Source organism: uncultured Olsenella sp., assembly GCF_959602185.1.
GTDB lineage: Bacteria > Actinomycetota > Coriobacteriia > Coriobacteriales > Atopobiaceae > Olsenella_I > Olsenella_I phocaeensis.
Window position 1 is genome coordinate 298,745 of the sequence record NZ_CAUGRZ010000001.1, and the last position, 20,018, is coordinate 318,762.

General features: G+C 68.5%; 18 protein-coding genes. 4 read left to right on the plus strand and 14 right to left on the minus strand.

The window, feature by feature from the left end; all coding sequences use genetic code 11:
* Window positions 1–7: 7 nt before the first annotated feature.
* Complete coding sequence (gene glf / locus Q5923_RS01420; RefSeq protein WP_062531262.1) at window positions 8–1,207, minus strand: UDP-galactopyranose mutase; 1,200 nt, start codon at window positions 1,205–1,207, stop codon at window positions 8–10.
* Between the two features lie 214 nt (window positions 1,208–1,421).
* Here glf and pta point away from each other — a divergent pair, with 214 nt between their 5' ends.
* Window positions 1,422–2,399, plus strand: a complete 978-nt coding sequence (gene pta, locus Q5923_RS01425; RefSeq protein ID WP_303131638.1) for a phosphate acetyltransferase — start codon at window positions 1,422–1,424, stop codon at window positions 2,397–2,399.
* 96 nt (window positions 2,400–2,495) lie between these two features.
* Here the strand turns inward: pta and Q5923_RS01430 are convergent, their stop codons facing one another.
* From Q5923_RS01430 to Q5923_RS01450, 5 genes are all read right to left on the minus strand, one after another.
* Entirely contained in the window at window positions 2,496–4,313 is a 1,818-nt protein-coding gene (locus Q5923_RS01430) for a [FeFe] hydrogenase, group A (RefSeq protein WP_009279121.1), read from the minus strand.
* Window positions 4,307–6,136: an NAD(P)-binding protein gene (locus Q5923_RS01435; protein WP_303131641.1), complete on the minus strand. Its 1,830-nt coding sequence runs from the start codon at window positions 6,134–6,136 to the stop codon at window positions 4,307–4,309. Before Q5923_RS01435 ends, Q5923_RS01430 begins: the two co-directional genes overlap by 7 nt.
* A 293-nt stretch (window positions 6,137–6,429) precedes the next feature.
* The gene (gene pckA, locus Q5923_RS01440; protein WP_303131643.1) at window positions 6,430–8,022 is read right to left on the minus strand and encodes a phosphoenolpyruvate carboxykinase (ATP); all 1,593 of its coding nucleotides are present in this window, start codon (window positions 8,020–8,022) and stop codon (window positions 6,430–6,432) included.
* 162 nt (window positions 8,023–8,184) lie between these two features.
* Window positions 8,185–9,576 (minus strand): ATP-binding cassette domain-containing protein, encoded by a 1,392-nt coding sequence (locus tag Q5923_RS01445; RefSeq protein WP_072499552.1) that lies wholly within the window; start codon window positions 9,574–9,576, stop codon window positions 8,185–8,187.
* Between the two features lie 3 nt (window positions 9,577–9,579).
* Window positions 9,580–10,584: an ABC transporter substrate-binding protein gene (locus Q5923_RS01450; RefSeq protein ID WP_303131644.1), complete on the minus strand. Its 1,005-nt coding sequence runs from the start codon at window positions 10,582–10,584 to the stop codon at window positions 9,580–9,582.
* A gap of 98 nt (window positions 10,585–10,682) precedes the next feature.
* Here Q5923_RS01450 and Q5923_RS01455 point away from each other — a divergent pair, with 98 nt between their 5' ends.
* Both Q5923_RS01455 and Q5923_RS01460 read left to right on the plus strand, forming a co-directional pair.
* A complete protein-coding gene (locus Q5923_RS01455) occupies window positions 10,683–11,564 on the plus strand; it encodes an aldose 1-epimerase family protein (RefSeq protein ID WP_303131645.1) in 882 nt (293 codons plus the stop codon).
* Between the two features lie 7 nt (window positions 11,565–11,571).
* On the plus strand, window positions 11,572–12,135 hold the full coding sequence (locus Q5923_RS01460; RefSeq protein ID WP_303131647.1) for a GNAT family N-acetyltransferase: 564 nt from the start codon (window positions 11,572–11,574) through the stop codon (window positions 12,133–12,135).
* Window positions 12,136–12,517: 382 nt separating this feature from the next.
* Here Q5923_RS01460 and Q5923_RS01465 read toward each other — a convergent pair whose 3' ends face one another.
* The 7 genes from Q5923_RS01465 to rnd form a co-directional block, all read right to left on the minus strand.
* On the minus strand, window positions 12,518–13,699 hold the full coding sequence (locus Q5923_RS01465; protein ID WP_303131648.1) for an acetate/propionate family kinase: 1,182 nt from the start codon (window positions 13,697–13,699) through the stop codon (window positions 12,518–12,520).
* A gap of 84 nt (window positions 13,700–13,783) precedes the next feature.
* Window positions 13,784–14,209 carry a C-GCAxxG-C-C family protein gene (locus tag Q5923_RS01470; protein WP_072499547.1) on the minus strand — a complete coding sequence of 142 codons (426 nt, stop codon included), beginning with the start codon at window positions 14,207–14,209 and terminating at the stop codon, window positions 13,784–13,786.
* A 1-nt stretch (window position 14,210) separates the two neighbouring features.
* Complete coding sequence (locus Q5923_RS01475; RefSeq protein WP_009279111.1) at window positions 14,211–14,567, minus strand: histidine triad nucleotide-binding protein; 357 nt, start codon at window positions 14,565–14,567, stop codon at window positions 14,211–14,213.
* Window positions 14,568–14,637: 70 nt separating this feature from the next.
* The gene (xseB, locus tag Q5923_RS01480; RefSeq protein ID WP_062531283.1) at window positions 14,638–14,910 is read right to left on the minus strand and encodes an exodeoxyribonuclease VII small subunit; all 273 of its coding nucleotides are present in this window, start codon (window positions 14,908–14,910) and stop codon (window positions 14,638–14,640) included.
* A 4-nt stretch (window positions 14,911–14,914) separates the two neighbouring features.
* Window positions 14,915–16,306, minus strand: a complete 1,392-nt coding sequence (gene xseA, locus Q5923_RS01485; RefSeq protein WP_303131651.1) for an exodeoxyribonuclease VII large subunit — start codon at window positions 16,304–16,306, stop codon at window positions 14,915–14,917.
* The gene (locus Q5923_RS01490; RefSeq protein ID WP_009279108.1) at window positions 16,293–16,991 is read right to left on the minus strand and encodes a zinc metallopeptidase; all 699 of its coding nucleotides are present in this window, start codon (window positions 16,989–16,991) and stop codon (window positions 16,293–16,295) included. The genes xseA and Q5923_RS01490 overlap by 14 nt, the downstream gene beginning before the upstream one ends.
* A gap of 108 nt (window positions 16,992–17,099) precedes the next feature.
* On the minus strand, window positions 17,100–18,230 hold the full coding sequence (gene rnd, locus Q5923_RS01495) for a ribonuclease D (protein ID WP_009279107.1): 1,131 nt from the start codon (window positions 18,228–18,230) through the stop codon (window positions 17,100–17,102).
* 103 nt (window positions 18,231–18,333) lie between these two features.
* Between rnd and Q5923_RS01500 the strand changes: the two genes are divergently transcribed.
* The gene (locus tag Q5923_RS01500) at window positions 18,334–19,275 is read left to right on the plus strand and encodes a diacylglycerol kinase family protein (RefSeq protein WP_009279106.1); all 942 of its coding nucleotides are present in this window, start codon (window positions 18,334–18,336) and stop codon (window positions 19,273–19,275) included.
* Here the strand turns inward: Q5923_RS01500 and Q5923_RS01505 are convergent.
* Window positions 19,272–19,985: an acyl-[acyl-carrier-protein] thioesterase gene (locus tag Q5923_RS01505; RefSeq protein ID WP_303131653.1), complete on the minus strand. Its 714-nt coding sequence runs from the start codon at window positions 19,983–19,985 to the stop codon at window positions 19,272–19,274. The two genes, Q5923_RS01500 and Q5923_RS01505, sit on opposite strands and share 4 nt — an antisense overlap.
* Between the last annotated feature and the right edge of the window lie 33 nt (window positions 19,986–20,018).

Consider the following 20,018-nt stretch of genomic DNA (forward strand, 5'->3'; position numbering starts at 1 on the left):
CCCTCGGCTAGTGGTTGGAGATGATCTCGTCGGAGAGCTCGAGCGCGGAGGCGGTGACGCCGTCCATGTCGTAGTAGCGGTACTCGGCGAGGCGGCCCACCACGTGGAAGTTGACGAGCCCGCTCGTGCGGTCGCGGTAGCGACGGTAGAGCTCGAGGTTCTCGGGCTCGTTGATGATATAGTACGGGGTCTCGCCCACGCCGGGGATGTAGCTGCGGGAGTACTCGCGCATGATGGTCGTCTTGCCCGGAAGGACCTGGCCGGTGAGGTGCTTGAACTCCGTGATGCGGGTGAAGTTCTCGCTCACGGTGTAGTTGACGGTGCCCACGGGCTGGAACTGGTCCATGTCCAGGGTCTCGAAGACCATGTCGAGCGTGCGGTACGGCAGTGCGCCGAGGTCGAAGCCGTAGAGCTCGTCCAGGGGACCGGTGTAGATGACCTCGCCGCCAAAGGGCCTGCCGCAGACGTTGACCACGCCGTCCGCCGTGCTGAGGAGGTCCCGGGCGTCGACGCCCACGTAGACCTTGATCAGGTCGTGGTCGAGCATGCGCTCGAACATGGCGGTGTAGCCGTCGGCGGGCATGCCCTGGTTGGGCGCCAGGGGGAAGTAGCGGTCGTCGTCGCCCACGAAGACGGGAACGCGGCCCATGACGGAGGGGTCGATCTGGTCGGGCGTCTTGCCCCACTGCTTCATCGTGTAGTGCAGGAAGACGTTCTCGTAGACGTAGTCCGCCACCTCGGAGAGGTCGGGGTCGTTCTTCTCGCGCAGCTCCATGATGGGGACCTTCTTGTCCATGCCGAAGGTCGCGACGAGCTTCTGGAAGAGCCGCTCTCCCCTCTCCTCGCCGAAGGCGAGCTTGAGGGACGTGTGGTTGAAGGGGACGGGCATGAGGGTGCCATGCACGTCGGCGAGGACCTTGTGCTGGTACTCCGTCCAGTCGGTGAAGCGCGAGAGGAACTGATGGGCGCGCTCGTCGGAGGTGTGGAAGATGTGCGGACCGTACTTGTGCACCAGCACGCCAGCCTCGTCCTCGTAGTCGTAGGCGTTGCCCGCCACATGGCCGCGGCGCTCGAGGATGCAGACCTTGAAGCCGCAGGCCTCGGCCAGACGGCGCGCGCAGACGGCACCGGCGTATCCGGCCCCCACGACGATGGCGTCGAAGGAGGAGGGGTTGAAGTCGTCCGGAAGGCCTGCGTTGAGGTTCATGGTCGTTTCCCTTCGATGGGCGGCCCGCACGTGACGCGGGCGCTGCGCACAAATAAATCGAGTTGCAGGCCCCTGCCCGCGGCTCGATTCCTTGGTCGATTCTATCACGCCGCCCTATAATGGGGAGGATTGCACCCAAAAGCCAGGCCCAGGCCCCATAGATTGGGGCCGAGCGGCCTTCTTGGGCAGGGAACAACAACCAGAAGGAGAGTCGATGAGCGAGTTTCTGCAGCGCATGAAGGACGCGGCCAAAACCGACGTCAAGACCGTCGTCCTGCCCGAGGGCGAGGACCCCCGCACCATCGAGGCGGCCAGGAAGATCGTCGCCGAGGGCCTGGCGAAGCTCGTCATCCTGGGTGACCCCTCCCAGATCGACGTCGAGGGCGCGGAGGTCATCGACCCCAGGACCAGCGAGCGGCACGAGGCATACGCCCAGAAGTTCGCCGAGCTGCGCGCGAAGAAGGGCGTGACCATCGAGCAGGCCCGCGAGCAGATGGACGACGCCACCTACTTCGGCACCATGATGGTGAAGATGGGCGACGCGGACGGCCTGGTCTCGGGCGCCTGCCACTCCACCGCCAACACCCTGCGTCCCGCGCTGCAGATCCTGAAGACCGCCCCTGGCACCAAGCTCGTCTCGGCCTTCTTCATCATGTGCACCGACAAGGCGGAGTACGGCCAGGACGGCACGCTGCTCTTCGCCGACTGCGGCCTGAACATCGACCCCACCGCCGAAGAGCTGTCCGAGATCGCCATCGCCTCGGCCAACACCTGGAGGCAGTTCATGAGCGACGAGCCCAAGGTCGCCATGCTCTCCTTCTCCACCAAGGGCTCCGCCAAGGGAGAGGTCCCCGAGAAGGTCCAGGAGGCCACCCGCCTCGCCAACGAGAAGGCCCCCGAGCTCGCCCTCGACGGCGACCTCCAGCTCGATGCCGCCCTCGTGAAGAGCGTCGCCGCCCTCAAGGCCCCCGGGTCAAAGGTCGCCGGCAACGCCAACATCCTGGTCTTCCCCGACCTCGAGGCGGGCAACATCGGCTACAAGCTGGTCCAGCGCTTCGCCGGCGCCGAGGCCTACGGCCCGGTGCTCCAGGGCATCGCCAAGCCCGTCAACGACCTGTCGCGCGGCTGCTCCGCCGACGACATCGTGGGCGTCGTCGCCATCACCGCCGTCCAGGCCCAGATGGCCGAGTAGCCCCTCCGGCACAGACTCCAGGACGAACGTGGCCCCTCTCGCCCACATGGGTGAGAGGGGCCACCTCCTTTTCTGGCGAACCCCGTGCCTGGAAGCCTAGCGTCTCGCCAGCGCCGCGTCCGGGGCGGACTCCGCCTCGCGTATCCACTCCGCGGGCATCTTCCAAGCCCGGAGGTCGGTGTGCAGCAGCTCCTCGGCGAGCTCGGAGTTGGGCTCTCCGAAGAACTCCTCGTAGCAGCGCCTGACGGCGGGGCTCTCGTAAGAGTTGCGCCACTCCGAGCGCCTGTCGAAGCCGTAGAGCGCCTGCCCGCGCACGCCGGCAAGCTCCTGCCCCTCGTGGATGGGCTGCCCGCCGCCGCCCACGCAACCGCCGGGACAGGCCATGACCTCGACGAAGTCGTATTGGGCCTCTCCCGAGACCAGCGCCTTGCAGAGGGCGTCGGCATTGGCCAGCCCGTGAGCGACGGCCACCCTGAGCGTGGTCCCCGCCAGGTCGAAGCTGGCCTCCTTCCATCCCTCGAGGCCCCTCACGTCGCCGAACATGTCGTCCTCGGGCGGTCTCCCGCTCACCAGGTAGTGCGCGGTCCTGAGCGCGGCCTCCATGACGCCGCCCGTGGCCCCGAAGATGATGCCCGCGCCTGTCCCCACGCCCAACGGCTCGTCGAAGGGCTCCTCCCCGAGGCTCGCCACGTCCACGTGGTCCGCCCTCAGGAGCCGTTCGAGCTCGCGCACCGTGAGCGCGCAGTCGACATCGGGGTCCCCGCAGGCGTCGTTCATGTTAGGATAGGCGCACTCCGCCTTCTTCGCCACGCAGGGCATGATCGAGAGCGAGAAGACCTTGTGGGGGTCGAGCCCCAGCAGCTGGGCGTAGTAGCTCTTCACCACGGCGCCGAACATCTGCTGGGGGCTCTTGCTGGTGGACACGTCGTCCACCAGCTCGGGGTGGTGCGCCTTCACGAAGCGGACCCAAGCGGGGCAGCAGGAGGTCATGAGCGGGTAGGGACGGCCCTCGCCCAGGTGGCGGAGGAGCTCGGTGCCCTCCTCCATGATGGTGAGGTCGGCCGCCACGTCGGTGTTGACCACGTAGTCGAAGCCCATGTGACGGAGGGCGGAGACGAGGCGCCCCATGCCCGCCGTCTCCCCCAGGCCCCAATGGTCGCCCCAGGAGGTGCGCACGGAGGGGGCTATCTGGACGACGGTCGTCACCTCGGGGTCCTGGAGCGCGTCGTAGACGCGGGACACGTCGTCGCGTTCGCGCAGCGCACCCACCGGGCAGTGGGTGATGCACTGGCCGCAGAGCGTGCAGTCCACGTTGAGGATGCTGGCCCCGTCGGCCACGTCCACCGTGGTGTGGGTCGCGCGGTTGGTGATCCCCCAGACGTGCGAGGCCTGGACCTTGTCGCAGACCTGGATGCAGCGCATGCAGCGGATGCACTTGTCGTTGTTGCGTATGAGGGGGAAGCCCTGCGGCCAGGAGCCATGGGGAAGGATGGTGGGATATGGCATGCCCACGAGGCCAAGGTCGTTTGACACCTCCTGCAGCGAGCAGTTGCCCGAGCGCACGCAGGTCGTGCAGGTCGCGTCATGCTGCGAGAGGAGCAGGAGCACGTTCTCGCGGCGGGCGCACCTCACCTTGGGGCTGTTGGTGAGGACTTCCATCCCCTCTTCGACGCAGTTGTTGCAGGAGGCGACGAGGCGCTCTCGGCCCTTGACCTCCACGACGCAGACACGACAGGAGCCGATCTCGTTCAGCTCCCTCAGGTAGCAGAGGGTCGGGACCTTGGACCCCGCGGCGCGGCAGGCGCCCAGGATGCTGGTGCCTGCGGGGACCGTGACGGGCGTCCCGTCCACGACGAGGCTCACCGCCTTGGTCGCGACGTCCCTCTCGCCTTGCTCGTGCTCGTGTCCTACCACTGGATCTCCCTCCCCCCACGGAAGGCTCCGAAGCCGAAGTGGTCGCAACGCAGGCAGCGCGAGGACTCCTGCAGCGCCTCCTCGGGCGTGAGCCCGCGCTCTATCTCCTCGAAGTCCCGCTTCCTCTCCCCCGCCTCCCGCAGGATGGTCTCGCAGCGGGCGCAGTGCCCCATGTCCTCGAGCTGGGGCGCAGGGACGTCGACGTCGAGCTCGATCCTGTGGTCGAAGCCCAGGTAGTTGTCGATGTTGCCCGCAGCCACCTTGCCAGCGTTTATGGCCTTGATGACGGTGGCGGGACCCGTCTGGCAGTCCCCGCCCGAGAAGACGCCCTCGAGCTCGGGGATGCTCGCGTCGGTCTGGGTCGAGATGCGGCCCCAGGAGGTGGGGATGCCCAGCCCCTCGAAGGGGGCCGACTCGATGGCCTGGCCGATGGCGACGACCACGCGGTCGCAGGCGATGGTGCGCTCGGGCGCCGAGGCAGGTCGGGGAGCCGGCCTGCCCCCGCGGTGCCCGCCGATGAGCTGGGGCTGGACCACGAGTCCCGCGACCCTGCCCTCGGAATCGGCCTCTATGCGGACGGGGGCGTTGAGCTCCAGGATCTCGCAGCCCTCGGCCCGGGCGCCCTCGATCTCCTCGTCCTGCGCCGTCATGTCGCAGGCACGGCGGCGGTACACGATGTAGACGCGCTCGGCGCCGCAGCGCACGCTGGAGCGCGCGACGTCCATGGCGACGTTGCCGCCGCCCACGACGCAGACGTGCTGCCCCGAGAAGTCGGGCATCTCTCCGTCGCCGATGGAGCGCAGCATGTCCACCGCGCTCTCGACCCCCGGCAGCCCTTCCCCCGCTATGTCCAGCTTCTTGTCGCCATGGGCGCCGATGGCCAGGTAGACAGCATCGTATTCCTCGCGCAGGCGCGCGAGGCCGGCCGCGTCGACCTTCTCGTCCATGCGGACCGTGACGCCCTGGCCCACGATCCAGCCGATCTCCTGGTCCAGCCGCTCGCGCGGGAGGCGGTAGGCGGGGATGCCGTAGCGCAGCATGCCGCCCAGATGGTGTCGGGCCTCGAAGACCGTGACCTCGTGCCCCATCAGCGTCAGGTAGTAAGCGCAGCTGAGGCCGGCGGGACCGCCCCCCACCACACAGACCCTCTTGCCCGTCGAAGCGGCACGCGCGGGCTCCTCGGGAGTCCCCTCGTGCTCGCAGGCAAAGCGCTTGAGCGCGCGGATGTTGATGGGGTCGTCCACCATCCCGCGGCGGCAGTTCCTCTCGCAGGGATGCTCGCAGACCAGGCCGCAGACCAGGGGGAAGGGGTTGTCCTTCCTGATGAGGCGGACGGCGTCCGCGCACCTGCCCGCCCGGACGAGCGCGAGGTAGCCGGGCACGTCCACGCCGGCGGGGCACCCTGCCACGCAGGGCACGCTGGGAGCCAGGGCGCTCGCGCAGGAGTTGTGGCTCACGTGGCTCACGAAGTCGTCCCTGAAGCCCCTCACGGCCCTCAGGGCCATGGCGCCGGCCTCGTAGCCTATGGCGCAGTCGCTCGAGAGGTAGGCCGTCTGGGCGAGCCGCTCGATCTCGTCGATCGTCGCCATCGTCGCCGTGCCCGTGAGCACGTCGCTCAGGAGGTGCCTGAGCGCCCTGAGCCCCACGCGGCAGGGCGTGCACTTGCCGCAGCTCTGTGTCGCGCACATGTTGACGAACGACATCGTGAACTCGACCGGGCAAGGGGCGAGGGAGCTCACCTCGAGCCGCCTGCCCACCGAGGCATGCAGCTCGTCCATCACCTTCTGCTCGGGAGTCAGTTCCAACAGATGAAATCGAGCCATCTGCCCCCCTATGGTCTGGGGCGCGCCCGCGCCCGGCCTGAGCGTGGCCGCGTTCCTCTCCCCTGGCCACGCACCTGAATGTATATAGCTAAGGATGGGCCAAGGGCTGTCGTTTGGGGACCGAGGGGGCCGTTGCGAGGGAACCAGTGGAAGGAAAGCGGGGATGGGTGGCCGGGCGAGAGGGGCGCGCGGCCGAGGTCGGAGGCGCCGTCGCACCGGAACGTGGCACAGGCTCCGACGGGGGCCGGCCCCCGGGAGCCAACGCCGCACGCTGGCCCCGGGAGCCGACGGCGCTAGGCGGGGTTGGGTCCCGCGGCCCTCACGGCAGGGTCCATATCGGGGTACTTCTCGCGTGCGTTCTCCACGAACATGCCCGCGAGCTGGCGGGCGACGCCATCATAGGCGGCCTTGTCCGCCCAGGTTCCACGCGGGTTCAGGACACGGCTGTCAACGCCCTCGATGTGCTGGGGCACGTCCACGTTGAACACGGGGTCGTGGACGAACTCCGCCTCCTCGACCGAGCCGTTGAGCGCTGCCGAGACCATGAGACGGGTGGAAGCGAGGTCGATGCGCATGCCCACGCCGTAGGGGCCTCCCGTCCAGCCCGTGTTGATCAGGTAGACCCTGGTGCCGGCCTTGTCGATCTTCTTGCCGAACATGTCGGCATAGAGCAGGGGCGAGAGCGGCATGAAGGGCTCGCCGAAGAGGGTCGAGAAGGTGGGCTGGGGCTCGTCCACCCCGCGCTCGGTGCCCGCGACCTTGCTGGTGAAGCCGCTCAGGAAGTGGTACATGGCGCCGTTCTTGTCCAGGCGCGAGATGGGCGGGAGCACGCCGAAGGAGTCGCAGGTCAGGAAGATGATCACGTTGGGATAGCGCCCCTGGCCCATGACCTGGGCGTTGTCGATGAAGTCGATGGGGTACGCCACGCGCGTGTTCTCGGTCAGGGTGCCGTCGAAGTAGTCGGGCTTGCGGGTGGCGTTGTCCACGATCACGTTCTCGCAGATGCTGCCGAAGCGGATGGCGTTGTAGATCTGGGGCTCGGTCGCGGACGAGATGCGGATGGCCTTGGCGTAGCAGCCGCCCTCGAAGTTGAAGACGCTCCCCTCCGCCCAGCCGTGCTCGTCGTCACCGATGAGCATGCGGTCCGGGTCGGCCGAGAGCGTGGTCTTGCCCGTGCCGGAGAGGCCGAAGAAGACGGCCGTCTCGCCCGTGACGGGGTCCATGTTGGCCGAGGAGTGCATGGGCAGGACGCCCTCCTCGAGGGGCATGAGGTAGTTCATGACCGAGAAGATGGACTTCTTGATCTCGCCCGAGTACATGGTCCCCGCGATGAGGACCTCGCGCTCCTGGAAGTTGATGAGGACGACCGCCTCGGAGTGGGTCCCGTAGGTCGCGGGGTCCAGCCGCAGCGTGGGGGCGACGAGGACGCTGAAGTCCTGGGGCTCGAAGTCCGCCAGCTGGCGCTTAGACGGCCTGACCAGGAGCTGGCGGGCAAAGAGGGCCTGGCTCGCGCGCTCGCAGACCACGAGGAACTTGCGGCACCAGCGGCGATCGGCGCCGGCGATGGCGTGGACCACATAGAGGTCGCGCGTGCTCAGATGGTCGACCACGGCCTTCTTGACCCTCTCGTAGCCCTCGACGTCGAAGGGACGGTTGACGGCGCCCCAGGCGATGTCGTCGTGCACGTCGGGCGTGTCCACGATGAAGCGGTCCTCGGGGGAGCGACCGGTGTAGCGGCCCGTCTCCACGTACAGGGCGCCGCGCGAGGTCAGGCGACCCTCGTTGGCGAGCAGGGCCTTCTCCACCAGGACGGCCGGGGCCGCGTCCACCTGGATGGCACCCCTGCAGTTGACAAGACCGCAGGCAGCAAGCTGGTCTTGAATCATGACCCACCTCCTTCTCCATGGCCGCGGGCACGGGCTGGGACACGGCGCCGCGGGAGTTCAACCCATCCAGCATATGGGAAGGCCGGAGGTGCCGGGAGTTTATTAACAAAGCTTAACGAGGGACGCGCCATGGGACGGGCCGGCGCCAGGTCCGCCCGCTCGCTAGCGCGTGGGTCGCAGGGAGAGGGGGCGCGCGCCCAGGGCGCGCAGGTCCCCCTCGTCGTGGGAGGCCATGACGAGGGTCCGGCCGCCGAGGAGCCGGTCCACGAGGGAGCGGCAGCGCCTGCGCGCGTCTGGGTCGAGCCCCGCGAAGGGCTCGTCCAGAAGGACGGTGTTCGAGGGCGAGAGGAGCGCGCGCACGAGCTCGACGCGCCTGCGCTGCCCACCGGAGAGCTCGCCCACGGGTCGAAGGGGATCCACGCCGGGAAGGGCCTCCGCCAGGGTGCGCTCGACCTCGTCGCGCGCGCGGCCGCGCGCGCAGAGGAGGACGTTCTGGAGCGCCCCCATCTCGTCGACGAGGAGGCTTCCCTGGGTCTGGACGGAGAAAGGCGCGCCTCCGCGCAGCTCACCCGCCGTGGGAGCGAGGACGCCGTCGAGCAGGCGCAGGAAGGTGGTCTTCCCCGAGCCGGAGGCGTCGTTCAGGCAGGCGCGCGAGCCGGGCGCGAGCTCGAGGTCGAGTCCCTCGATGACGGAAGGGCCACCATACGAGAAGCGAAGCCCCCTGGCCACGATGGGCGTCAGGGGCGGAAGGGCACGCCCCTCTCCTCCGTCCCCTCGCCCCAGGCCCATGAGGGAGAGGCTGCGACAGAGCGGGCCGGAGGCCTCCAGCAGCGCCACGACGAGCGCCTCGCTGAGCCTCGACGCCAGGATGACCAGCGCCGTCCAGGCGAAGACGTCCGAGGTCTCGAGCAGGAGCTTGGCCTGGAAGACGCGCTCCCCCACGCTGCCCAAGGACGAGCCGACGAGCTCGGCGGCCACGGCGGCCTTCCACGCCATCCCCACGGCACTCCGGGAGGCGGCGACCACGAAGGGGAGCACCTGCGGCCAAAAGCTGGCGAGGAGACGCCTCCAGAGGGGGACCCTCATGACGGAGAGGAGCGACGACATCCCTCGGTCTAGCTCGGACAGCCCCTCCAGGACGGCAAAGAGCAGGGGCGGGAAGCAGGCGAGGAACACCGCCGCCTCGGCGACGCGCGCCGCCCCGAACCACAGGAGGAGCAGGACGATGACGCACACGATGGGGGCGCTCTTGAGCACCGTCACGCCGGGAAGGACGACGCGTCGGACGGCGGGGAAGGCGTCGAGCGCCCATCCCAGCGGGAGGGCCAAGAGGAGCGAGGCGGCAAAGCCCAGGGCGACGTGCGCGAGCGTCGCCGACCCCACCCGGACGAGCGTCCCTGCGGCAGCGAGGCGCGCGAGGCTCCCGAGCACGGCCAGGGGGCCAGGCAGCAGGAGCTCGCTCGAGACGAGGAGGCTCGCGACCTGCCAGGCGCCAAGCCAGAGCAGGCAGGCCGCGAGCCACGAGGCAAGCCTATGGGAGCGGCTTCCCCTCAAGGGCTAGCCCTGGAAGTAGAAGTCCTTGGGAGGGAGGCTCCCGCCCACGGAGCTGGCGTCGACGGAGGCGATCGCCCCGAGGTAGCCCGAAAGCGCGCCTTCCATCTCGCCGCCGGTCAGGCAGACCAGGTGGCAGGCGGGGATGGCCTTCTCGACGACCTTCTCGTTGTCCATGATCCCGGCGGCCACCACCTTCGGGGAGACGCCAGCGGGGTCAGAGTTGGCGGCATCCACCGACGCCGCATGCTCCTTCAGGAACTCCTCCACGGCAGCCGGGTGGTCCCTCAGGAAGTCGTTGCGCACGACGGTGACGCCGGTGACCATAGTGGCGCCCTCGCCCGTCGCCGCCCAGGCGTCGTTGAGGTCGATTGCAGCGCGCAGCGAGGGGTTCTTCGAGGTTGCCGCGGTCACGTAGGGCTGGGGCAGCACACCGACCGCGGACGGGTCTGCCACGAGGGCGGCCACGACCTCGGTGGGGGCACTCTTGAACTCGAGGGTCACCTTGTCCGCAAGATCAGACTTCTGGAGCAGGTACTGCATGACGAACTCGGGCGTCGTGCCCTTGCCGGTCATGTAGACCGTCCTACCGGCGAGGTCGGCGAGGCTCGACACGCCCTCGTCGCCCGTCACGACGGAGAGCACGCCCAGCGTGTTGACGTCGATGACCGAGACGGCCCCCTTGGTCTTGTTGTAGAGGACGGAGGCGACGTTGGCGGGAACCAAGGCAACGTCGAGGTCACCGCTCACGACGGAGGGGACGATCTCGTCGGCGGAGGAGGCGATGGTGAAGCTGTAGGCGTTCGCGGTGCCGCCACCAGCCGCCCGGTCCATGAAGGACGCGAGGCCGATGGAGGTGGGACCCTTGAGGGAGCCGACGCGCACCTCGGCCACTCCCTGGGACCCCGTCGCATTCTGCCCCTGCCACGGCGCGCCAGCGCAGCCGACAAGGGCGAGGGCGAGGAGGACCACCACGAACGACGCGAGCGGGAACAGTTTCCTCTTGTGCATGCCTGAGCCTTCCTTTGCCTGGGGGATGTACTATCTATGTGCTCACACATTGCACATATTACTGCATCCAACTCAAGCGTTCGGGGCGGGAGGACGGCATGGAGGACACGGCACGCATCTCCTCTGGTCAAATCGAGGCCGAGGTCAGCAGGCTTGGGGCTCAGCTCATGAGCCTCAAGGCGGGCGGTACGGAGTACCTGTGGCAGGGAGACCCCCGTTGGTGGCCCCGCCGGGCGCCCGTCCTCTTCCCCATCGTGGGCAACCTCAGGGGAGACCACGCCACCAGCGCTCGGGGAGAGATACGCCTCGGCAGGCACGGCCTCGCCCGCAACGAGGAGTTCTCGTTGGTGGAGCGGGAGGAGAACCGCGTCCTCCTGGAGCTCGAGTCGAACGAGGGGACGCGCCGGTCCTTCCCCTACGACTTCAGGCTGCGCCTCTCGTACGCCATCGACGAGAGCTCGCTCGTGCAGGGCTTCGAGGTCACCAACACCGGCTCGCACGACCTTCCCTATGTGCTGGGGGGCCATCCCGCCTTCAACGTCCCGGCTGTGGGAGCCTCCGATGGCTTCGATGCCTACCGCCTCGAGTTCGCCGAGCCTTGGACCTACGCCGCTCCGCGGATCGACGTCTCGACCGGCCTCCTCGACTTCCAGGACCGCCTCCCCCTCCTGGACAGCTGCTCCGTCCTGCCGCTGACCCACAGGACCTTCGACGTCGACACCCTGGTCTTCGAGGACGTCCCGCAGAGGCGGGTTCGTCTCGTGGGGCCGGAGGGACACGGCATCAGGGTCGACTTCGCGGGATTCGACTACCTCGGCGTCTGGTCTGCCGCCGGGGACGCGCCCTTCGTCGCGCTCGAGCCCTGGACGGGCTGCGCCACGGCGGAGGACGAGGACGACGTGTTCGAGCACAAGCGGGGCATGAGGCTCCTCTCGCCCGGACAGACAGACCGCCTCTCCTTCGTCGTCACTCCCTTCTAGGGGCGTCATGTCGGAACGACGCATCAGGACGGCAAGGAATCGCGAGCTCGACGACGTCATGCACGTGCTCGAGTCGTCGCGCTCCTTCATGCGCGCACGGGGCAACCCGCAATGGGAACGCTCCTTCCCCACGAGGGCGGAGCTGGCGTCGGAGCTCAGGCGCGGCACCCTCATGGTCTGCGAGGAGGAGGGCGAGGGAGTCGTCGGATGCTTCGTCCTCGCGCCGGGGCCAGACCCCTGCTACCTGCGAATCGACGGTGGAGACTGGCTGGACGACGGCCCCTACTTCGTCGTGCACCGCTTTGCCACGCTTCGTCAGGGCAACGGAGTCGGCTCCTTCATGATGGCTTGGCTCTGCGAGACGGCAGACAGCCTGCGCATGGACACCCACGAGCTCAACCTGCCCATGCAGGGGCTGCTCGAGAGGCATGGCTTCAGGCGCTGCGGGGTCATCTGCCTTTCCAACGGAGAGGAACGACTCGCCTACCAGTACCTCTCCCCCACGCACGAGCCAGAGCCGCGGGGCATCCTAGAATGGCTTCCTTGGCGCAAGGGCGGGCTCGGCAGGTAGGAGGAGCCACGACAGGGCCCTGCCAGGCGAAGGGAACTCGCCCGCAGTAGCGCAGCAGCTCAAGACTCTCGACAGCGCAGCAGCTCAAGACTTTCGACAGCGCAGCAGCTCAAGACTCTCGACTATACAGGCCGACCAGGTCTCGCGAGTGCGCAAGCTGAAGGGTTAAGGTTGCATACTCGAGAGACGCTGGCTTCCCCTCAACTGGGAAAACGCTGAGGAGAGGGACGTCGAGTGCGCAACCTTAAGGTTTCAGCTTGCGCACTCGACATAGCGAGGGTAGGAATGGGCCCTGCCAGGCGAAGGAAACGCGCCCGCATTGCAGAGACGGCCCGACGGGAAATCCCGCCGGGCCGTCTCTGCAAAGCGTTTTGGCTTGAGACTACTTGCCCAGGAGCTCCTCGACGTCCATGGCGATCATGAGCTCCTCGTTGGTGGGAACCACGAGGAGCTTGACCCTAGAGTCGGGCGCAGAGATGACGCGAGGCTCGCCGGAGCGGACCTTGTTGGCCTCCTCGTCGATCTTGACGCCGAGCCACTCGAGCTCCTTGGCGACGCCAAGGCGCATGATATCGGAGTTCTCGCCGATGCCCGCGGTGAAGACCATGGTGTCGAAGCCGTGCATGGACTGGGCCATCTCGGCGACGAGCTGGGAGGTGCGGTAGTAGAACATCTCGAGCGCAAGCCTGCAGTTCTCGTCGCCCCTCTCGGCGCCCTCCTCGATGTCGCGCGAGTCGCTCGAGACGGCGCTGAGGGCCGCCAGGCCGGACTGCTTGTTCATCATGGTGTCGACCTCGTCGACGGTGTAGCCGCCGACGCGCTGCAGATAGAACACGGTGGCGGGGTCGACGCTGCCGCAGCGGGTGCCCATGATGAGGCCGTCAAGCGGGGTGAGGCCCATGGTGGTGTCCATCACGCGGCCGTCCTGGATGGCGGCGAGGGAGGCGCCGGAGCCCAGGTGGCAGGAGACGAGCTTGTGGACGTCGCCGTCCAGGAACTCGTTGGTGGTCTTCCAGATGAAGCGGTGCGAGGTGCCGTGCGCGCCGTACTTGCGGATGTGCAGCTTGTCGACCACGTCGCGCGGCAGGGCGTAGCGCCAGGCCTTCTCGGGCATGTTGTAGTGGAAGGAGGTGTCCGCCACGATCACGTTACCGATGCTGGGGAAGAGCTCGCGGCAAATCTGGATGACGTCTGCCTCGGCGTAGTTGTGCAGGGGCGCGAGAGGAGCGACCTCACGAGCCCAGCCCAGGGTCTCGTCGGTGACGACCTTGGACTCGGGGAAGTACCAGCCTCCCTGGACCACGCGGTGGCCGATGCCCTCGATCTTCGAGGTGTCGAAGCCGGCCTCGTCCAGGATCTTGAATACGTGCTGGATGGCGGTCTTGTGGTCCGGCAGGGCCACCTCGAGCTTCTGCTTCTCGCCGTCGTTCTCCTGGTGGCCGATGAACGAGCCGTCGATGCCGATGCGCTCGCAGTTGCCCTTTGCAAAGACCTGGCGGGTCTTGGTGTCGAGCAGCTGGTACTTGAGCGAAGAGCTGCCGGCGTTGATGACTAGGACGTTCATGGATCTCCTCTCGAGGCGGTGTGCCCAATCGGCACAAACTCTCTCTATCATAGCCCTCCGCCAGCCATGGGAGGACGTCACGGGCTAGGCCTGGCGCGTGCGCGCCTCCCGGAGCACGTCCTCGGCGATCCTCACCGCGTCGCTGACGCACTTCGTGCAGGGCGCGAGCACCGTTCCCGTCCCCACCCCCTTGAGCTCGCGACAGGTGGTCGATCCGTTTGCCTCGCCAAATCGCTCCACGATCTGGCGCGAGAGACGGTACGTGGATGCCTTGCTGTTGGGATGGTCCAGGTCGCCCGTGCTGTTGAGGAGGCCGGCAACCATGCATGCGCCCGCGACGGCGCCACAGGTGGCCTGCATGCCGCCCATGCCAAGCCCCAGTCCCTCGGCAGCCCTGAAGAGGGAGGCCTCGTCCATGCCCAGCTCGTCGGCGAAGCTGCACGCCACCGCCTGGGCGCAGTTGTAGCCGCGGGCGTGTCGCTCGGCGGCCGCCTCCTCATGCGAGGGCACGCTAGGACCTCGCGATCAGGCCCTCGCCCAGGGACTCCCCGCCCAGGACGTGGAGGTGCAGGTGGTGGACCGTCTGCCCGGCGTCATCGCCCGTGTTGGTGATGACGCGAAACCCCGTCTTGTCGATGCCCTCCGCGCGCGCGACCTCGCCCACGGCATGCGCGAGGGCGGCCAAGGTCGCCTCGTCGACGCCGTCGAGGATGTCCTCATGATGGCTCTTCGGGACGACCAGGACGTGCGTCGGCGCCTGGGGGCTCATGTCCCTGAACGCGCAGACCAGCTCGTCCTCGTACACGTAGTCGGACTCGATCTGGTGGTTGGCGATCTTGCAGAAGATGCAGTCGTCCCTGATGGCCATGGCCGTTCCTCTCCCCTTGTCTGTCACTGTCACCGGGTCCCGGAAGCGGGCGTCCGTCCCGACACCGTTCCTACTCGTCCAGATAGGCCGTCGAAGGGGCCGAGGTGGTGTCGGCGACGACGGCGGGCTCGGTCGAGTCCACGAGCAGTTGGACCTTCTGCTCGGCCTCCGCGAGGCGCTTGCGCAGGCTCTTCAGGAGCTCCACGCCGCGACCGTAGCGGCTGAGGGACTCCTCGAGCTCCAGGTCACCCGCCTCGAGGGAGCGCACGATCTGCTCGAGCTCGATCGACGCCTCCTTGAAGCTCAGCTGCTCGATGTCGGCGTACGATGCCTTCTCTTCCATGGGTCTACTCCCTTCGCGAGGCGAGCTGCCTCGCCGTGTCAAGGCTTACGTCCGTCACCTGCGCGCCGACGCTCCCGTGCGCGAGCAGGAGGCGCAGCTCGTCTCCGGCGCCCACTCCCGCGGCGTCGGTCACGACATGTCCCTGCGCGTCGCGGGCTATGGCGTAGCCGCGCGTGAGGACCTTGAGGGGCGAGAGCGCCTCGAGCGTCGCCGCGAGGCGCAGGGTCTGGTGGTCGAAGGGAGAGAGGAGGCCCTCCCCTCCCACGCGCAGGCGGTCTGCCAGCCTGTGTGTGCGCTCGGCGTCGATGGCGAGGCCGCGGGGGACGGCGTCGTGCAGGCGTTGCTCGGTCTGCACGAGCTGGAGCTCCCGGTCGCGCAGCGTCGCCGCAGGGTCGCTCAGGCAGCGTCTGCTGCCCAGGGCCTCGACCCCCGAGCGGAGCTGGGCGAGGCGAGCGGCGAGAGAGCGCGAGGCGAGCGCCCCCAGCCCGTCGAGCGCCTGTCCGCTCAGGGCGAGCGTCGAGGACATGCTGCGGACGAGGCGCTTCGCACGCTCGGAGATCTGCAGCTCGACCTCGTCGATGCCCGGCGCGACCGACTCGGCAGCCGCCGTGGGCGTCGAGGTGCGTCGGTCGCCCACCATGTCGCAGATGGACGTGTCCGGCTCGTGGCCGATGCCCGTTATGACGGGGACGGGGCAGGCGGCGACGGCGCGGGCGAGCGCCTCGTCGTTGAAGGTCATGAGGTCCTCGAAGGAGCCGCCACCGCGCACCAGGAGGATCGCGTCGGGACGGGCCGCGGCGGCGACCCCCAGGGCACGGATGATGGACTCGGGGGCCCCAGGCCCCTGCACCATGCAGCCGGCGACCTGGACCTGCACGAGCGGGTTCCTGCGGGCGAGGGTGCGCTTCACGTCGTCGATGACCGAGCCCGAGAGGGAGGTGACCACGGCCACCCGCTGGCAGAAGCGCGGTATGGGGCGCTTGCGCTCCGGGGCCATGAGTCCCTCCGCCTCGAGCTTGCGGGCGAGCTGGGCCACCTGCTGGCGCAGGAGCCCCTCGCCCGCCACGCTGATGCGCGACGCCACGAACGAGAGCCTGCCGCTCCCCCGGTACACGTTGAACCTGCCCTGCATCTCGAGCTGGAGCCCGTCCCTGAGCCGCACGCCGGACTTGGCGTAGCTCCCGCGCCAGACGATAACGTCCATCGCGGAGGAGTCGTCCTTCACCTGGAAGTAGCAGTGGCCCGAGCGGGCGTTGGGGCCTCGGAACCCCGTCACCTCGCCGTTGACGAGCAGGGTGGGCATGGCGTCCGCCGCCGCGGCGGCAAGCCCCACCGCCTGGCTCACGGAGATGGGCTGGGAGCCACTCTCCAGGGCCCCTTCCCTAGCGCCTGTCACCGCTGCGTCCCAGGAGATAGAGGAGCTGCAGGATGGAGACGAGCGCCGCCGAGACGTAGGTGAGCGCCGCGGCGGTGAGGACCTGGCGGGCGCCGCGCCCGTCGAGCCCCTGGCCGTTCGCCGAGAGGTAGGCGACCGCGCGGCGCGAGGCGTCGATCTCGACGGGGAGGGTGACGAGCTGGAAGACGACCGAGAAGGCGAAGAGGGCGATGGCCAGGCGCACGAGGCCGGAGAGGCTCAGGAAGACGCCCAGCATGAAGACGACCGCCCACGCCTGCTGGGTGACGTTGACGACGGGCACCAGCGCCGAGCGCAGCCTGCCGAAGGCATAGCCCCTGGCGGTCTGCACGGCATGCCCGGCCTCGTGACAAGCCACGGCGACCGAGGCGACCGAGCCCTGCGCGTAGTTCTCGCCCGAGAGGTGCAGCTGGTTGTCGCGCGGGTCGAAGTAGTCCGTGAGGTGGCCCTCCACCCTGGTGATGCCCACGCCATGCGCCCCGCCCGAGTCGAGCATGCGGCGGGCGACCTCAGCCCCGGTGGCGCCCAGGGTGGACGGGACCTTGGACCACTTCCTGTAGGTGGACTGGATGTAGCTCTGGGTGAGGAGCCCCAGGACGAGCGAGACCAGGACCACGCCCAGGTAGCCCAGGTCCGCACCGTAACCGTAATACATGCCCATTGGCATACGACCTGCCTCCCATCCGATCGGTGACATGGAGCACTTGTACCCCATCCGCCCGCGCTGTCTTGCGCCCATCCTACGACAGTCCTGGGACACAATCGGCAAGGTCGCTCAGAGAAGCTCGATGTGTCCGTCCTTGACGGTGAGGCCCATCTCGCCCGAGAGGAGGCGGGAGAGCTGGCTTCCCAGGAGCTCCGCCCTCCACGAGCGCGAGAGCTTGGAGGAGGCGGGGTCAGAGACGTAGTCCTGGAGGTCCTCCCTCGTGGCGATGAGCTGGGCGGCGACGCCGCTGCGCTCCGAGACCAGCCTGAGGAGGGAGTACATGAGGTCCAGAACGCTCTCCGTCTCGGACGAGGGGCGCTCGCGGTGCGGGCGGAGGGGCATCTCGTCGGGATCGCAGGCGAGACCGCGCCCCACGGCAGCGACGAGCTCCTCGGCGTCGCGCGTGGGGAGCTGCTCGGTGCCCCGGATGCGCCTGAGCCGGTCCACGCCCCTGGGCGCCCTCTTGCAGAGCTCGACGAGCACCTCGTCGGAGACCACCCACTTGCGGGGGATGTTCCTGCGCGCCGCCTCCCGCTCGCGCCAGGCGCAGGCCTCGCGCGCGACGGAGAGCTGGCGGCGGGTGAGGGAGTTGGAGCGCTTGAGGTGCAGGTAGGCATCCCTGGGGTCGCGCTCGACGCGCGAGGGGTCGGTGAGGGAGCGCATCTCGGGCTCGAGCCAGGCCAGCCTGTCGCGGCGGGCGAGCTCCGACACCATCTGCTCATAGATGCGCGGGAGGTAGATCACGTCGTCCTCCGCGTAGCGCAGCTGCTCGGCGTCGAGGGGGCGGCGGGACCAGTCGGTGAGCGACTCCGCCTTGGGCAGGCGCACGCCACAGCAGGCCTCGACGAGGGCACCGTAGCCGATCTGCTGGCGATGCCCCAGGAAGGCAGCGGCGAGCTGGGTGTCGAAGACCGGCGCGGGCACGCAGCCCATGCCGTCCAGGATGACCTCGAGGTCCTGCGTGCACGCATGGAAGACCTTGGTGACGGAGCGGTCCTCGAGGAGCCTCCTGAGGGGCGTGAGGTCCTCGATGAGGATGGGGTCGACGGCACACGACTCGTCGGCGGTCGCGACCTGGATCAGGCAGAGCCGGGGAAAGTAGGTCCTCTCGCGCAGGAACTCGGTGTCCACCGCCAGCACCTTGGAGTCCGAGGCGCGCTCGCAGAAACGCGCGAGCCCCTCCGCGTCAGATATGTACACGCACGCTCGATTCATGTCTTGTCGCCAAAAACGGATACATTTGTATCCGTCGGCCGGCCCCTCGCCGGCCCCACCATCATACTCAAGGCCGTCGGAGGTCAGCATGCGCAGCCTCATAGTCCACAACAACGCTTCCGGCTTCGGGTCGGACGCGGTCTTCGAGTTCGAGCGCGCCCTGCTCGAACAGGGCGACGAGTGCGTGATGCGCGTGCTGCCCGGCTCGGGAGGAGGGCGCGAGTGCCTCGCGGACGCGGAGGACTTCGACCTCGTCGTGCTCTCGGGCGGGGACGGCACGGTGTCCGGCCTCCTCTGGGAGCTCAGGGGCCGCGACGTCCTCAGCTGCGTGTTCCCCTCGGGCACGGCCAACCTCCTGCACGCCAACCTGGGATCGGCCGCCGAGCCCGCGGCGATCGCCCGGGCCTGCAGGCGCGGCCTCTGGGCGCGCACCGACCTCGGCGAGCTGAGCTGGGAGGACCCCTCCGGCGCACACGTGTGCGGATTCGGCGTCATGTCCGGGACAGGCTACGACGCCCGCCTCATGCAGGCCGCCGTTCCCAACAAGCAGAGCATGGGGGAGGCGGCCTACTTCGCGGCGGCGCTGAAGAACATCCGACCGCAGGTATCACACTTCTCCATAGAGGTGGATGGCGAGCGTCACGAGCGTGACGGCATCGCCTGCATGGTCGCCAACTGCGCCATGATCCAGGGCGAGGTGGAGATCGTCCCCGACAGCAGCATGGACGACGGGCGTCTCGACGTGATCGTGCTCGAGACCGAGGACGCCGTCCACCTGCTCAGGCCCATGTTCGCGAGCCTCGTCGACCCTGCGGGAAGCCACCTGGGCAGGCCATACCTCGAGCACTTCTCGGGCGAGAGGGTCCACGTCCGCTCGAGCGAGCCCATGCCCATGCAGATCGACGGCGAGCTGGTCACGGAGGGGGTCACCGAATACGAGGCGCGGGCCCTCCCCTCCTGCTGCAAGTTGGTGGTGGACGGCCTCAGCCGCTACAGGCCACAGGGCGAGCGGGCGCCGGTGCGCCCCTAGCGAGAGAGCCGGACCACGGCGTAGCTCCTCTCGCCGCCGTCCGAGAGGTCAACGCAGGCGCCGTCCTGCCACCGGTGGACCCGGGGCGCCACGAGGTCCCCCAGAAGTGCCATCTGGCGGTACTGCACGCAGATCCGCCGTGGCTCGAAGGCCTCGCCCAGCTCCTCCAGCGCGTCGCAGGCAAGCTGGATGTACTGGGCGTTGTTGACGTGGCGGTTCGTGTCGAGGTGCTGCTCGGCGATGGTCACGGGACGCGTCTCTCGATACGGTCCCTCGACCTCGAGCTTCCTCTTGGTGGGTGGCAAGTCGAGCCGGGGCGTGTCCTCGGCATATGCCAGCTGGGACTCCGGTATGCGCACGGGTGACTTTGCCTCGGTGTCATACACGAACCAGAGCGAGTCCGCCTGGACATAGGTCCTCCCCTCGGGCGAGGAGATGGTGAAGCAGCGACCCGCCTGGGTGCGCCTCATGCTGTACGCCCAGGTGGAGACCACGATGGGGTCGAAGAAGCGCGGGAGCTCGTCAATCTCGATCTGCCAGGCGGAGATGAACCACGCGAAGTGGTGCGCGGCCATGAAGTCAAGGCCGATGTCCAGGCTCTGCGACTGGAAGGTCGAGCAGTCCTGCAGGTAGTTGACAAGGCCCAGGAGCGACAGCCTCCCGTCCTCGTCGCACTCGCTGTAACGCACCCTGCCATCGAAGCTGTACATGCGGCACCTCGCCATCTGGGTCGCCATCCCCGG

Bases quoted from the DNA above. Each gene is read 5' to 3' on its own strand.
- glf (WP_062531262.1), bottom strand. From the start codon at position 1,207: ATGAACCTCAACGCAGGCCTTCCGGACGACTTCAACCCCTCCTCCTTC.
- pta (WP_303131638.1), top strand. From the start codon at position 1,422: ATGAGCGAGTTTCTGCAGCGCATGAAGGACGCGGCCAAAACCGACGTC.
- Q5923_RS01435 (WP_303131641.1), bottom strand. From the start codon at position 6,136: ATGGCTCGATTTCATCTGTTGGAACTGACTCCCGAGCAGAAGGTGATG.
- pckA (WP_303131643.1), bottom strand. From the start codon at position 8,022: ATGATTCAAGACCAGCTTGCTGCCTGCGGTCTTGTCAACTGCAGGGGT.
- Q5923_RS01450 (WP_303131644.1), bottom strand. From the start codon at position 10,584: ATGCACAAGAGGAAACTGTTCCCGCTCGCGTCGTTCGTGGTGGTCCTC.
- Q5923_RS01455 (WP_303131645.1), top strand. From the start codon at position 10,683: ATGGAGGACACGGCACGCATCTCCTCTGGTCAAATCGAGGCCGAGGTC.
- Q5923_RS01460 (WP_303131647.1), top strand. From the start codon at position 11,572: ATGTCGGAACGACGCATCAGGACGGCAAGGAATCGCGAGCTCGACGAC.
- Q5923_RS01465 (WP_303131648.1), bottom strand. From the start codon at position 13,699: ATGAACGTCCTAGTCATCAACGCCGGCAGCTCTTCGCTCAAGTACCAG.
- Q5923_RS01475 (WP_009279111.1), bottom strand. From the start codon at position 14,567: ATGGCCATCAGGGACGACTGCATCTTCTGCAAGATCGCCAACCACCAG.
- xseB (WP_062531283.1), bottom strand. From the start codon at position 14,910: ATGGAAGAGAAGGCATCGTACGCCGACATCGAGCAGCTGAGCTTCAAG.
- Q5923_RS01490 (WP_009279108.1), bottom strand. From the start codon at position 16,991: ATGCCAATGGGCATGTATTACGGTTACGGTGCGGACCTGGGCTACCTG.
- Q5923_RS01500 (WP_009279106.1), top strand. From the start codon at position 18,334: ATGCGCAGCCTCATAGTCCACAACAACGCTTCCGGCTTCGGGTCGGAC.
- Q5923_RS01505 (WP_303131653.1), bottom strand. From the start codon at position 19,985: ATGTACAGCTTCGATGGCAGGGTGCGTTACAGCGAGTGCGACGAGGAC.